Genomic DNA, 13,394 nt, shown 5'->3' with positions numbered 1-13,394 from the left:
AGAGTATGTATCCAAAATTGATTTTACGAAATGTATTTCGAAATTTACAGACCTATACCATCTATTTTTTCAGTCTGACCTTGATTTATAGCTTGCTCTACGCTTTTAATGCTTTACCAAGCCATCCAGTGATGCAAAGTTTATCAGGAGCAAAGGAAACGTTGACGACGGTGATGAGCCAGTACATGGGCTTGTTTTCCTATCTGATTCTATCGGCGATTGCCTTTCTCGTCGTTTATTCCACAAACTTTGTACTGGGACGGCGCAAGAAAGAGCTGGGACTTTATGCAACGCTGGGAATGAAGAAGAAGCAGATTATCCGTACCCTGTTCTTTGAAACCATGCTGGTCAATATCTTTTCCTTGATTCTAGGTTTCTTGCTTGGAGTGATCTTACTGGTCATTCTAGCTAAGATTGCATCTGAGTTTTTTATGGCTAATTACTTTGGTAATCTGGTTTTCTTTGATAGCAAGTCTGTCATCTTACTAGTTTATTCCTATTTGGTCACCAGTTTTATTGTTAGTGTCATGGACATTCTTACCTTTAGAAAGCAAAATATCATTGCACTCATTCAAGAAAATGGGGTCAAGAAATCTGTCTTGGCAAAAGGCAAGCCAGTTCTTCAAGCACTTCTCTTTATTCTTTCGACAGCTGTTATCGGTTTTGGTGCTCTCTATTTTTCAGACTATCACCATCTATCATTCTTGAAAAGCTGGGGTATCTTGCTGGTATCTGTCTTAGTGATTTTTGTGATTTTATTTTACAATACCTTGAGCCATTTTATCTTGGTTTCCCTTAGAAAACTGCCTCAAACCTACTATAACAAACTAAACACTTTCAAAATCCGTCAATTTTCAAAACAAGCTGATAGTAATTCGGTCACGTTGGCTGTCTTATCCTTGACCTTGACACTGGCTCTCAGCTTACTCGTTTTTAGTGGTAGTGCCTATACGACTATGAACCGAGAGCTGAACAAATACTCACCTTATGATGTAACTGTCAATCTCTACCGTGGTAAAGAGTTTCAATTTTCTCAGGAATCTGTCAAAGATAGATTGAAAGCCGATGGATTTGACTTTAACCTCATCAAAGAGGAGTACAGCTGTCCTATCTATTCTAGTGATGTAACTTATAAAGATTTGATTGATACTAGCAATCTCTGGGAGCATGATAAGAAACTTCCTGAATCAAAAGTACCGATTTTAGGAATTTCTGCCTACAATCATCTCCGCAAACTGCAAGGGAAAAAAGCGGTTGACTTGGCAGAAGACCAATTTCTAGTCAATGCCAATTATAAAGGAACTGCCAAGCAGATTCAGGACTTTCTATCAACGACAAAAACCTTCATGATTAACGATCATTCTCTCAATCTTGCCTCTTCAAAGCCACTTGAAACAGTTTACTTTTTATCTTCAGTAGGTCTAAATGACGCAGGAACCTTGATTGTACCAGATAAGGTAGTAGTTGGATTGACGGAAGACCACACGACCTATGTTGCCAATTTCAAAGAAAACATTGACAAACGGGAAGTAGAAACATTCTTGAGTCAGTGGATTGAAAAATACTACTTCACTCGTGATGGAGCAGAGTTGAATTCGTTCACCTATCAAACGAAAGGAAGTATTTTTGAGGTTTACCTTGGATTTATGGGCGTCATTGTCTTTGTCATGATTTTTGTCAGTGTTATTTTTATCATTATTTCCCTAAGTATCTTGTCCCTTCAAACTTCTACAAGTGCTTTGGATAGTGTGAATGATTATCAAATCTTATACCTTCTTGGGAATAAGAGGAAGCAAAATCGCTCTATTCTTTTGCAACAGATTCTAAGTTATTTCTTGGTTCCGCTGCTTATCGCAGGTCCGCTAGCACTTGCCTTGAGTACAGCTCTTTTGGGCTATTTTGAGAATTTCGCTAATACCAGCATTTCTATTGATATCACCTATCTGGGAGTAGCGGTTTTACTCTTTGTCCTTTACCTGCTAGTGACTTACAGAGTAAGTTGGCAAATTATTGAAAATTAAGTCAAATACCAGAGTTGCCAATCCGACAATTCTGGTATTGTGTTATAATGATATTAAAGTAGTTCAGGAAGTGGATACATATGAAACAGTTTGTCAAATCGCTCTCGAAAAACTCACTTTTATTGTGGTGGTTGACGATTTTTAATCATCTAGCTTTAATGATTTATATTTATTATAGGATTCCTCTGGACTTTTCGACAGATTTTTCCTTGCAGATGGTTTTATTGCTGATTATTGCTTTAATTGTATTTAGCTATATTTGTAATATTGTGACCTTTCGGTATAGTGAGTTGAAACTTTGGTTGCTCCTGATGATGTTTCTCATTAGCTGGCAATCCATATTTAATCAAGGAGTTGCGAGCACCCTGTTGCACTTTTTTGATATTCTTCATCCTCTCAACTCTTTTTTATTGGTGTATAGTTCTCTGTCTATTATCTTTCTGGGAGAGAAAATAGGAGAAGAACTGTTGAGTGTGTCCTTTGTGTTGACACTAATCACCATTAGTTCGTATCTGTTAAGTCCTTCAATTTTTTTATTTCTGTCCTTGTTTGCGTCTTTCTTTTTAAACCTTGTTCCCTTGATTTTACTGATTTTATATCATAAAGAGTTGAAAAGTAAACTCAAGTATCAGAGACGAAATTTGTGGATATTAGCTTTGATATTGCCTCTTTCTTATTTCTTTTTGTATATCAATACGAGGGGCTCAGGAGTGATGAACCTAGTTTGGTATCTAGAAATTCTTGGTATCTTAGCTTTTTTACACTTCAAAACGATTGTCAGCTCTCTTCAAAAAAGGGTATCAGAGTTGAAATTGTCCTATATAAAAGCTTTTTCACGCTTGTTTTTACTGCTTATGTTTTTGTTAGTAGGCATTTTCATCATCTTTCGTCTAGACTTAAACACGAGCTTTTTGGTATTGAATATCATGTTACTATTGTTCGGGATTTGTTCGGAAGAATTGATTCGCCTTTTTCGTTCTGCTGAAATGCTAGATGCTAGGGATTATGTAAAAGTTCTCTTTTTAAAGCGTAACCGCATGGTGAAAAGTCTGCTGGCAAATGAAGACACAGAACAACAGTTCTCGGAATTTCTTCACAATGAAATCCTGCAAAATGTGATGGCGATAAAAAATTTCAATAAATATAGTAGCAATCGGGCTTTTGGTGAACAGATCAATCTGGTGACAGAGGAGTTGGTTCAGCGGATTCGTGAGCGGATGGATTATTATCAGCCAATGGTAGAAACAGACGAGCAGTTAGACATACAGTATCAAGGGCTGATTAATCGGATTGTCAAGCGCTATCACGCAGAAAATGAAGTCGTCACACAGTTTCCTGTCCACTTTAGGCTTTTATCTCCTTACGATAAAATTACCTATCGTCTGGTTGAGGAATTGGCGACCAATGCCGTTAAGTACGCTAGTGGTGGAAGGATTTCTTTGAAGATTGATATGCATGATGACGCTCTTTTTATCATTTCTGAAAATGACTGCCTTCAAACAGAAAAATCCTTAGGTTATGGCTTGAAAAATATGTCTAATAAAATTAGTGTTTTAGGTGGTCAAATGCAGATTTTTGAAAATAACAAGAGATTTCGTGTAGAAATTACTCTCCCGATTGATAAGGAGTTGTGTTATGAAAATTTTGTTAATTGATGATCATAAATTATTTAGCCAAAGTATCAAGATGATTTTAGAGTTATCGGAAAACATTAAAAAGGTCCAGTTAGTAGATAATTTTTCAACTATTTCGGAGATTGCTTTTAATGACTACGACATTATTTTGATTGATATCAACCTGACGAGTCTGTATCAAGATGATGGGCTGACCTTGGCACAAGAGATTATCGACAATGGTTGTTCTAGTAAGGTTGTGATTTTGACAGGTTACAGTAAAAAAATGTATGAACACCGAGCTAAAGTTATGGGGGCTTATGGCTTTCTGGACAAAAGTATGGACCCAGATGAGTTGGTGAAAAAACTGGAAAAGATTTATCTAGGTGGTAAGGTCTTTTCAGATGAAGTGATGGTAGAGGTGCTAACACCACGAGAAATCGAGATACTAGAACTGGTTAGAAATGGCTTGACCATTGATGATGTCTGTGACAAGGTCTATGTGAGTAAACGTACAGTTTCCAATCACTTGGCCAATATCTTTTCAAAATTAGGAGTGGCTAACAGGCAGGAGGCGATTCACATCGCTGAGCAGTTGGGATATTTCCCACCAGATTAAAAAGTTGCAGAAGATGCAGCTTTTTTAATTTCTGTGCTACTTCTTGTGTGAGTCTCTTCTTGAAAAAAACACAAAAATTTGCTAGAATGAGTCTTATGAAAACATTCTATGATGTGCAGCAATTCCTCAAACGATTTGGTATTATTGTTTACATGGGAAAACGCTTATATGATATTGAACTGATGAAGTTGGAACTCTCTCGGATTTACGATGCAGGGTTGATGGACAAATTAGACTATCTAGAAGCAGAAGCGGTTCTTCGCAGAGAGCACAAGGTAGAATTGGATTATATTGAGAAAAATGGAGAAATGAACTAATGGTTACTTGGATTTTGTGGGCATTTATACTAGCAATGTTGGCATGGATGGGCTTTAATTATCTTCGTATTCGCCGTGCGGCTAAAATTGTGGACAATGAGGAATTTGAAGCCTTGATTCGTACGGGTCAATTGATTGATTTGCGCGACCCAGCTGAATTTCACAGAAAGCATATCCTTGGTGCACGCAATATCCCTTCAAGTCAGTTGAAGACTAGTCTTGCAGCCCTTCGTAAGGATAAACCTGTCCTTCTTTACGAAAACCAACGTGCGCAGCGTGTCACAAATGCGGCCCTTTACTTGAAAAAACAAGGTTTTTCTGAGATTTATATCCTTTCTTATGGTTTGGATTCTTGGAGAGGGAAAGTCAAAGTTGAGAAATAAGAAAATGAGCTTGGATGTTTCCGAGCTCATTTTTTAACCACTTTTTCTAAGAAATTCACGAATACTTGCTAACTCTTCTGAGTTTAAGGGACGATAGTCTCCTTCTTGAAGATTATCATCCAAGTTACAAGGTCCAAAATGGGTGCGCTTGAGGGAGGTCACCTTAACACCAACCGAGAGGAACATTTTCTTAACCTGGTGAAATTTCCCTTCTGAAATAGTGATAGAGGCTTGACTGAGGGAAGGACTTGCAGATAGAATCTCTAGTCTTGCAGCTTTACAGACAGTGCCATCTAAAAAGACAATTCCTTTTTGAAATGCTTGGATATGGTCAGGTGTCAGAAGTCCATTAACCTCAACTCGATAAGTCTTATCGACATGATACTGGGGATGGAGGAGCTGAAAGCCCAAGGGACCGTTGTCAGTCAAGAGAAGGAGTCCTGTCGTATCTCGGTCCAGTCGGCCGACGGCATAGAGCTTGTCAGACTGGATGTCAGGCGGAAGGAGGTCCATGACGGTTGAAAGTTTCTTGTCTTTGTTGGCTGTAACGACACCAGCAGGCTTATGAAGCATAAGGTAGGTGTGTTCATAGCCTTGAATGATACGGTCCTGAAAAAGGAGTTTTTGTAGTCCTGTATCGATATTTTGGGCTAGGGAGCGGGCTGGGCAACCATCGACGAGAATGTCCCCTTTGAGTAAGGCTTGTTTCATGGCCTTTCGGCTAACTTTTTCTTGGGCTAATAAATTATCTAAACGCATACCTGCCTATCTTATCATAAGTCGTTTGCTTTGAAAAGGCTTGACATGAAAAGAAAAGCGGAGTGAAAACATTTACACTTGCTTGAATTATGTTATTTACTTGAAATTATGGTATAATCGTTCAGTTAGAAAATAAATTTTGAATATTATAGAGGAAATCATGACAAAACTTAGAGAAGATATCCGTAACATTGCGATTATCGCCCACGTTGACCACGGTAAAACAACCCTCGTTGACGAATTATTGAAACAATCAGAAACGCTTGATGCACGCACTGAATTGGCAGAGCGTGCTATGGACTCAAACGATATCGAAAAAGAGCGTGGAATTACCATCCTTGCTAAAAATACAGCTGTTGCCTATAACGGAACTCGTATCAATATCATGGACACACCAGGACACGCGGACTTCGGTGGAGAAGTTGAGCGTATCATGAAAATGGTTGACGGTGTTGTCTTAGTCGTAGATGCCTACGAAGGAACAATGCCACAAACTCGTTTCGTATTGAAAAAAGCCTTGGAACAAGACCTTGTCCCAATCGTGGTTGTCAACAAAATCGATAAACCATCAGCTCGCCCAGCAGAAGTAGTGGACGAAGTCTTGGAACTTTTCATCGAGCTTGGTGCAGATGACGACCAGCTTGACTTCCCAGTGGTGTATGCTTCAGCGATCAATGGAACTTCTTCATTGTCAGATGATCCAGCTGACCAAGAAGCTACTATGGCACCAATCTTTGACACGATTATCGACCATATCCCAGCTCCAGTAGATAACTCAGATGAGCCTTTGCAGTTCCAAGTATCACTTTTGGACTACAATGACTTCGTTGGTCGTATCGGTATCGGTCGTGTCTTCCGTGGTACTGTTAAGGTTGGGGACCAAGTTACCCTTTCTAAACTTGATGGTACAACTAAAAACTTCCGTGTTACAAAACTCTTCGGTTTCTTTGGTTTGGAACGTCGTGAAATCCAAGAAGCAAAAGCAGGTGACTTGATTGCCGTTTCAGGTATGGAAGATATCTTTGTCGGTGAAACAATCACTCCGACAGATGCAGTTGAAGCTCTTCCAATCCTACACATCGATGAGCCAACACTTCAAATGACTTTCTTGGTCAACAACTCACCATTTGCTGGTAAAGAAGGTAAATGGGTGACTTCTCGTAAGGTGGAAGAACGCTTGCAGGCCGAATTGCAAACAGACGTTTCCCTTCGTGTTGATCCAACTGATTCACCAGATAAATGGACTGTTTCAGGACGTGGAGAATTGCACTTGTCAATCCTTATCGAGACAATGCGTCGTGAGGGATATGAACTTCAAGTATCTCGTCCAGAGGTTATCGTAAAAGAAATCGACGGTGTTAAATGTGAACCATTTGAACGTGTTCAAATCGACACTCCAGAAGAATACCAAGGGTCTGTTATCCAAAGCCTTTCTGAACGTAAGGGTGAAATGTTGGATATGATTTCAACTGGTAATGGTCAAACTCGTTTGGTCTTCCTTGTTCCAGCGCGTGGTTTGATTGGATACTCAACTGAGTTCTTGTCAATGACTCGTGGTTACGGTATCATGAACCATACCTTCGACCAATACTTGCCATTGATTCCAGGGGAAATTGGTGGTCGTCACCGTGGTGCCCTTGTTTCTATCGATGCTGGTAAGGCTACAACTTACTCAATCATGTCTATCGAAGAACGTGGTACAATCTTTGTCAACCCAGGTACTGAGGTTTATGAAGGAATGATCATCGGTGAAAACTCTCGTGAAAACGACTTGACAGTTAATATCACTAAGGCTAAACAAATGACTAACGTTCGTTCAGCTACTAAGGACCAAACAGCTGTTATCAAGACACCTCGTATCTTGACACTTGAAGAGTCTCTTGAGTTCTTGAACGACGATGAGTACATGGAAGTAACGCCTGAGTCTATCCGTTTGCGTAAACAAATCCTTAACAAGGCAGAGCGTGAGAAAGCTAACAAGAAGAAAAAATCAGCTGAATAAGAGCTAGAAAGAGATAAAAATGGTTTATTTAATCATAGGACTCCTCTTATTACTACTCTATGTATTTGCGACACCAGAAAGCATTAAAGGGACAGTCAATATCGTCCTTGTCGTCTTTGCTTTTGTAGCACTCTTGATTTTGCTGATGCTATCTGTTCTGCAAATCTTTCAGCTACCGACAGAATTCTTTATCGCAATCGCTATGCTCTTCCTAGCATACTTTAGCTTGCGAGATATTACCCTCATGTCGGTCCATAAAAGTAAAAGAAGATAAAAAGAGAGTTTTGGCTCTCTTTTTGCTTGTTAGAATGCTGAATCTGAGCATTTTCGTTTAGAATTATTTCCATAAAAATGGTAAAATAGTAAGAGTAGAAATGGAGTTCGAGACATGAAAGTAATAGATCAATTTAAAAATAAGAAAGTCCTTGTTTTAGGTTTGGCTAAGTCTGGTGAATCTGCAGCTCGTTTGTTGGACAAGCTAGGTGCCATTGTGACAGTAAATGATGGGAAGCCTTTCGAGGACAATCCAGCTGCGCAAAGTTTGCTGGAAGAAGGGATCAAGGTCGTTACAGGTGGCCATCCTTTGGAACTCTTGGATGAAGAGTTCGCCCTCATGGTGAAAAATCCAGGTATCCCTTACAGCAATCCCATGATTGAAAAGGCTTTGGCTAAGGGAATTCCAGTCTTGACTGAGGTGGAATTGGCTTACTTGATTTCAGAAGCGCCAATTATCGGTATCACAGGTTCGAACGGTAAAACAACCACAACGACTATGATTGGGGAAGTTCTGACTGCTGCTGGGCAACATGGTCTTTTATCAGGGAATATCGGCTATCCAGCTAGTCAAGTTGCCCAAACTGCGTCAGACAAGGACACTCTTGTCATGGAACTTTCTTCTTTCCAACTCATGGGCGTTCAAGAATTCCATCCTGAGATTGCAGTTATTACCAACCTCATGCCAACTCATATCGATTATCATGGTTCTTTTGAGGAATATGTAGCAGCCAAGTGGAATATCCAGAACAAGATGACAGTAGCTGATTTCCTTGTCTTGAACTTTAACCAAGACTTGGCAAAAGAATTAGCTACTAAAACACAAGCTACAGTTGTACCATTCTCAACACTTGAAAAGGTTGATGGAGCTTATCTGGAAGATGGTCAACTCTACTTCCGTGGGGAAGTTGTCATGGCAGCAAATGAAATCGGAGTTCCAGGTAGCCACAATGTGGAAAATGCCCTTGCGACTATTGCTGTAGCCAAGCTTCGTGGTGTGGATAACCAAACCATCAAAGAAACTCTTTCAGCCTTTGGAGGTGTCAAACACCGTCTCCAGTTTGTGGATGAAATCAAGGGTATCAAATTCTATAATGATAGTAAGTCAACCAATATCTTGGCTACTCAAAAAGCCTTGTCAGGATTTGACAACAGCAAGGTCGTCTTGATTGCAGGTGGTTTGGACCGTGGAAATGAGTTTGACGAATTGGTTCCAGATATTACTGGACTCAAGAAGATGGTCATCCTGGGTCAGTCTGCAGAACGTGTCAAACGGGCAGCAGATAAGGCTGGTGTGGCTTATGTGGATGCGACTGATATTGCAGATGCGACCCGCAAGGCCTATGAATTTGCGACCCAAGGAGATGTGGTTCTTCTTAGTCCTGCCAATGCCAGCTGGGATATGTATGCTAACTTTGAAGTACGTGGCGACCTCTTTATCGACACAGTAGCGGAGTTAAAGGAATAATATGAAAAAAATTGTCTTTACAGGTGGGGGGACGGTTGGACACGTAACCCTTAACCTTTTGTTAATGCCTAAGTTCATCGAAGATGGCTGGGAAGTCCACTATATCGGGGACAAGCGTGGTATCGAACACCAAGAAATCCTCAAGTCGGGTCTAGATGTAACCTTCCATTCCATTGCGACTGGCAAATTGCGTCGTTACTTCTCTTGGCAAAATATGCTGGACGTCTTTAAAGTTGGTTGGGGAATTGTCCAATCGCTCTTTATCATGTTGCGACTTCGTCCACAAGCTCTTTTTTCAAAGGGAGGCTTTGTCTCTGTGCCACCTGTTATCGCTGCGCGTGTGTCAGGAGTGCCAGTCTTTATTCACGAATCTGACCTATCTATGGGCTTGGCAAATAAAATTGCCTATAAGTTTGCAACTAAGATGTATTCAACCTTTGAGCAAGCTTCAAGTTTGTCTAAGGTTGAGCATGTGGGAGCAGTGACCAAGGTTTCAGATCAAAAAAATCCAGAACCCGATGAATTGGTGGATATTCAAACTCACTTTAATCCTAAATTGCCAACTGTATTGTTTGTCGGTGGTTCTGCAGGCGCTCGTGTCTTTAACCAATTGGTGACAGACCATAAGAAAGAACTGACAGAACGCTACAATATTATCAATTTAACTGGAGATTCTAGCATGAATGAGTTGAGCCAAAATCTCTTTCGTGTTGACTATGTGACCAATCTCTATCAACCCTTGATGGAATTGGCTGACATTGTTGTGACACGAGGTGGCGCTAATACGATTTTTGAGCTTTTGGCCATGGCAAAATTACATGTCATTGTGCCACTTGGTCGTGAAGCAAGTCGTGGTGACCAGATTGAGAACGCAGCTTACTTTGTAAAAAAAGGCTATGCAGAAGAGCTTCAAGAAAGCGATTTGACCTTGGATAGTTTGGAAGAGAAGCTTTCTCACTTACTAAGTCACAAGGAAGACTACCAGGCTAAGATGAAGGCTTCTAAGGAATTGAAATCTCTAGCAGATTTTTATCAATTGTTGAAAAAAGATTTATCATAAGGAAAGTAAATGTCAAAAGATAAGAAAAATGAGGGCAAAGAAATCCTCGAAGAATTTAAAGAGTTATCAGAATGGCAGAAACGAAACCAAGAATATCTAAAAAAGAAGGCTGAAGAAGAGGCGGCCCTAGCTGAGGAGAAGGAAAAGGAAAGACAAGCTCGAATGGCTTCGAAATCTGAAAAGTCAGATAAAACTGAGGAGCAAGAGAGTGAATCTGAACCAAAAGACCCAGAATCAGCTAAAGAAGAGTCTGAAGAAAAAGTAGAAAAGTCAGAAGACGTCAAAAAAGAAGTAGCCAAAGAAGAACCAAAATCCAAAGAACCAAAGAAACAGAATAAACAGGCTAAAAAAGTAGAGAAAAAGCCTGTAAAGGAAAAACCGGTTAAACCGAAAATTCCAGGAGTTCATATCTGGCGGGCTATCTCGATTTTGTTTCTCAGTTTGCTTTTATTGGTTGTCTCTGCATACTTGCTCAGCCCTTATGCGACCATGAAGGATATTCGTGTTGAGGGAACAGTGCAAACTACAGCTGATGATATTCGACAGGCTTCAGGCATTCAGGATTCGGATTATACGATTAACCTTCTGCTAGATAAGGCAAAATATGAAGAGCAGATCAAGTCTAACTATTGGGTTGAATCAGCCCAGCTCGTCTATCAATTTCCAACCAAGTTTACTATCAAGGTCAAGGAATATGATATTGTTGCCTACTATGTTTCTGGAGAAAGTCATTATCCAATCCTTTCAAGCGGTCAGCTTGAGACCAGTTCGGTCAGTTTGGTAAGTCTGCCAGAAACTTATATATCAGTTCTCTTTAATGACAGCCAACAAATCAAAGCCTTTACGTCAGAACTTGCTCAAATTAGTCCAGAACTCAAAGCAGCCATCGAAAAGGTGGAACTAGCCCCAAGCAAGGTGACATCAGATTTAATTCGATTGACTATGAATGATTCGGACGAAGTCTTGGTTCCCCTTTCTGAAATGAGTAAGAAATTGCCTTACTACAGTAAGATTAAGCCTCAATTGTCAGAACCAAGTGTGATTGACATGGAAGCTGGAGTTTACAGTTACACAGTTGCGGATAAATTAATTATGGAGGCTGAGGAAAAAGCCAAACAAGAGGCTAAGGAAGCTGAGAAGAAGCAGAAAGAGGAAGAGAAGAAAAGACTGGAAGAACAGCAGAATAAATTGGAAGAAGAGAAGAAAAAGCTGGAGGAAGAGAGCAATCGAAATCAAACAAACCAGCGTTCATCGCGTCGCTAGGCTTTACTTTTTCTCTTATAGTTCTTTAGTGACCATGTTTTTACTTGACAAGTACTAGTAGAAATAATAGAATAGTAAAAAACCTTTAAAGCAGTCCAGAGAGGCAGCTAAGGTTAGACGGTGAAAGGGTGGAGACTACCCATTTTTCGTGGAACCTTGCTGTTGCCAGGTTCCTTTTTTCGTGACTTCTTGTGGCCAGACTCTCTCACTAGCAAAGGTAAAAGGAGAAACCTATGCGAGAACATCGTCCAGTCATTGCTCTTGATTTTCCTAGTTTTGAGGCGGTCAAGGAATTCTTAGCTCTTTTTCCAGAGGAAGAAAGTCTTTATCTTAAGGTAGGGATGGAGCTTTATTACGCAGCAGGTCCTGAGATTGTATCCTACTTAAAAGATCTGGGACACAGTGTCTTTTTGGATCTCAAGCTTCATGACATTCCGAATACAGTCAAGTCAGCCATGAAGGTCTTGTCTCAGCTTGGTGTGGATATGACCAATGTTCATGCTGCTGGCGGTGTAGAGATGATGAAGGCTGCGCGTGAAGGTCTTGGAAACCAAGCAAAATTGATTGCAGTGACTCAACTGACATCAACCTCGGAAGCTCAGATGCAGGATTTTCAAAATATCCAAACCAGCCTGCAAGAGTCTGTGATTCATTATGCTAAGAAGACAGCTGAAGCTGGATTAGATGGTGTTGTTTGCTCGGCTCAGGAAGTGCAACTCATCAAGCAGGCTACCAATCCAGAGTTTATCTGTCTGACACCGGGCATTCGTCCTGCAGGTGCTGCGGTTGGAGACCAAAAACGTGTGATGACGCCAGCAGATGCCTATCAAATCGGCAGTGACTATATTGTAGTGGGACGTCCCATTACCCAAGCTGAGGATCCTGTTGCAGCTTATCATGCCATCAAGGATGAATGGACACAGGACTGGAATTAAAGAACTAGATTAGAAAAATAAAAGGAGAATACCATGACACTTGCTAAAGATATCGCTAGCCACCTCTTGAAAATTCAAGCAGTTTACCTCAAACCAGAGGAGCCTTTCACTTGGGCATCTGGTATCAAGTCACCGATTTACACGGATAATCGTGTGACACTAGCCTATCCAGAAACTCGTACTCTCATTGAAAATGGTTTTGTAGATGCTATCAAAGAAGCCTTTCCAGATGTAGAAGTGATTGCAGGAACTGCGACAGCTGGGATTCCACACGGAGCTATCATTGCTGATAAGATGAACTTGCCTTTTGCCTATATCCGTAGCAAACCAAAAGACCACGGAGCTGGTAACCAAATCGAAGGCCGCGTAGCTCAAGGTCAAAAAATGGTAGTGGTTGAAGACCTTATTTCAACTGGTGGTTCTGTTCTTGAAGCTGTAGCAGCTGCTAAACGAGAAGGAGCAGATGTTCTTGGAGTTGTAGCGATTTTCAGCTACCAATTGCCAAAAGCAGATAAGAACTTCTCAGATGCTGGTGTTAAGCTGTTAACACTTTCTAACTACAGTGAACTCATTCACCTAGCTCAAGAAGAAGGTTACATCACACCAGAAGGCTTAGATCTCCTAAAACGATTTAAAGAAGACCAAGAAAATTGGCAAAATGCCTAAAACATAGAAAATCAG

13 protein-coding genes are annotated in these 13,394 nt (G+C 40.5%); 12 read left to right on the top strand and 1 reads right to left on the bottom strand.

From position 1 onward, the window contains the following. Positions 1–5: 5 nt before the first annotated feature. The 5 genes from QP439_RS01675 to QP439_RS01655 all read left to right on the top strand — a co-directional run bounded on the left by QP439_RS01675 (position 6) and on the right by QP439_RS01655 (position 4,953). Positions 6–2,021: an FtsX-like permease family protein gene (locus QP439_RS01675; protein WP_285387300.1), complete on the top strand. Its 2,016-nt coding sequence runs from the start codon at positions 6–8 to the stop codon at positions 2,019–2,021. Positions 2,022–2,947: 926 nt separating this feature from the next. After that, positions 2,948–3,676 (top strand): sensor histidine kinase, encoded by a 729-nt coding sequence (locus tag QP439_RS01670; protein WP_285387298.1) that lies wholly within the window; start codon positions 2,948–2,950, stop codon positions 3,674–3,676. Further along, entirely contained in the window at positions 3,657–4,253 is a 597-nt protein-coding gene (locus QP439_RS01665) for a response regulator transcription factor (protein ID WP_049512487.1), read from the top strand. The genes QP439_RS01670 and QP439_RS01665 overlap by 20 nt, the downstream gene beginning before the upstream one ends. A 47-nt stretch (positions 4,254–4,300) precedes the next feature. Continuing rightward, positions 4,301–4,570 (top strand): YqgQ family protein, encoded by a 270-nt coding sequence (locus QP439_RS01660; protein WP_261104010.1) that lies wholly within the window; start codon positions 4,301–4,303, stop codon positions 4,568–4,570. Continuing rightward, positions 4,570–4,953 carry a rhodanese-like domain-containing protein gene (locus QP439_RS01655; protein ID WP_000259253.1) on the top strand — a complete coding sequence of 128 codons (384 nt, stop codon included), beginning with the start codon at positions 4,570–4,572 and terminating at the stop codon, positions 4,951–4,953. Before QP439_RS01660 ends, QP439_RS01655 begins: the two co-directional genes overlap by 1 nt. 33 nt (positions 4,954–4,986) lie before the next feature. On the opposite strand, the gene QP439_RS01650 is transcribed toward QP439_RS01655, so the two are convergent. Next, positions 4,987–5,712 carry a 16S rRNA pseudouridine(516) synthase gene (locus tag QP439_RS01650; protein ID WP_001235028.1) on the bottom strand — a complete coding sequence of 242 codons (726 nt, stop codon included), beginning with the start codon at positions 5,710–5,712 and terminating at the stop codon, positions 4,987–4,989. 160 nt (positions 5,713–5,872) lie between these two features. Here QP439_RS01650 and typA point away from each other — a divergent pair, with 160 nt between their 5' ends. The 7 genes from typA (at position 5,873) to pyrE (ending at position 13,379) form a co-directional block, all read left to right on the top strand. Further along, on the top strand, positions 5,873–7,714 hold the full coding sequence (gene typA / locus QP439_RS01645; RefSeq protein WP_000164111.1) for a translational GTPase TypA: 1,842 nt from the start codon (positions 5,873–5,875) through the stop codon (positions 7,712–7,714). A gap of 19 nt (positions 7,715–7,733) precedes the next feature. Then, positions 7,734–7,988, top strand: a complete 255-nt coding sequence (locus QP439_RS01640) for a DUF3165 family protein (RefSeq protein WP_000262671.1) — start codon at positions 7,734–7,736, stop codon at positions 7,986–7,988. 114 nt (positions 7,989–8,102) lie between these two features. Continuing rightward, positions 8,103–9,455, top strand: a complete 1,353-nt coding sequence (gene murD, locus QP439_RS01635; RefSeq protein WP_000863062.1) for a UDP-N-acetylmuramoyl-L-alanine--D-glutamate ligase — start codon at positions 8,103–8,105, stop codon at positions 9,453–9,455. A gap of 1 nt (position 9,456) precedes the next feature. Further along, positions 9,457–10,515 carry a UDP-N-acetylglucosamine--N-acetylmuramyl-(pentapeptide) pyrophosphoryl-undecaprenol N-acetylglucosamine transferase gene (locus QP439_RS01630; RefSeq protein ID WP_285387292.1) on the top strand — a complete coding sequence of 353 codons (1,059 nt, stop codon included), beginning with the start codon at positions 9,457–9,459 and terminating at the stop codon, positions 10,513–10,515. Positions 10,516–10,524: 9 nt separating this feature from the next. Beyond that, entirely contained in the window at positions 10,525–11,778 is a 1,254-nt protein-coding gene (locus QP439_RS01625; RefSeq protein WP_120718891.1) for a cell division protein FtsQ/DivIB, read from the top strand. A 233-nt stretch (positions 11,779–12,011) separates the two neighbouring features. Then, positions 12,012–12,713 carry an orotidine-5'-phosphate decarboxylase gene (gene pyrF, locus QP439_RS01620; protein WP_285387288.1) on the top strand — a complete coding sequence of 234 codons (702 nt, stop codon included), beginning with the start codon at positions 12,012–12,014 and terminating at the stop codon, positions 12,711–12,713. A 33-nt stretch (positions 12,714–12,746) separates the two neighbouring features. Further along, on the top strand, positions 12,747–13,379 hold the full coding sequence (pyrE, locus tag QP439_RS01615) for an orotate phosphoribosyltransferase (RefSeq protein ID WP_020901939.1): 633 nt from the start codon (positions 12,747–12,749) through the stop codon (positions 13,377–13,379). Positions 13,380–13,394: the final 15 nt, after the last annotated feature.

It is taken from the genome of Streptococcus sp. UMB1203 (genome assembly GCF_030217725.1).
In the GTDB taxonomy this organism is placed as follows: domain Bacteria; phylum Bacillota; class Bacilli; order Lactobacillales; family Streptococcaceae; genus Streptococcus.
Note: the sequence above shows the minus strand (reverse complement) of the source record. Positions and strands in the feature narration are given on the sequence as shown.

Coding starts and splice junctions, on each gene's coding strand:
- QP439_RS01675 (WP_285387300.1), top strand. CDS start 6: ATGTATCCAAAATTGATTTTACGAAATGTATTTCGAAATTTACAGACC.
- QP439_RS01670 (WP_285387298.1), top strand. CDS start 2,948: ATGTTACTATTGTTCGGGATTTGTTCGGAAGAATTGATTCGCCTTTTT.
- QP439_RS01665 (WP_049512487.1), top strand. CDS start 3,657: ATGAAAATTTTGTTAATTGATGATCATAAATTATTTAGCCAAAGTATC.
- QP439_RS01655 (WP_000259253.1), top strand. CDS start 4,570: ATGGTTACTTGGATTTTGTGGGCATTTATACTAGCAATGTTGGCATGG.
- QP439_RS01650 (WP_001235028.1), bottom strand. CDS start 5,712: ATGCGTTTAGATAATTTATTAGCCCAAGAAAAAGTTAGCCGAAAGGCC.
- typA (WP_000164111.1), top strand. CDS start 5,873: ATGACAAAACTTAGAGAAGATATCCGTAACATTGCGATTATCGCCCAC.
- QP439_RS01640 (WP_000262671.1), top strand. CDS start 7,734: ATGGTTTATTTAATCATAGGACTCCTCTTATTACTACTCTATGTATTT.
- murD (WP_000863062.1), top strand. CDS start 8,103: ATGAAAGTAATAGATCAATTTAAAAATAAGAAAGTCCTTGTTTTAGGT.
- QP439_RS01630 (WP_285387292.1), top strand. CDS start 9,457: ATGAAAAAAATTGTCTTTACAGGTGGGGGGACGGTTGGACACGTAACC.
- QP439_RS01625 (WP_120718891.1), top strand. CDS start 10,525: ATGTCAAAAGATAAGAAAAATGAGGGCAAAGAAATCCTCGAAGAATTT.
- pyrF (WP_285387288.1), top strand. CDS start 12,012: ATGCGAGAACATCGTCCAGTCATTGCTCTTGATTTTCCTAGTTTTGAG.
- pyrE (WP_020901939.1), top strand. CDS start 12,747: ATGACACTTGCTAAAGATATCGCTAGCCACCTCTTGAAAATTCAAGCA.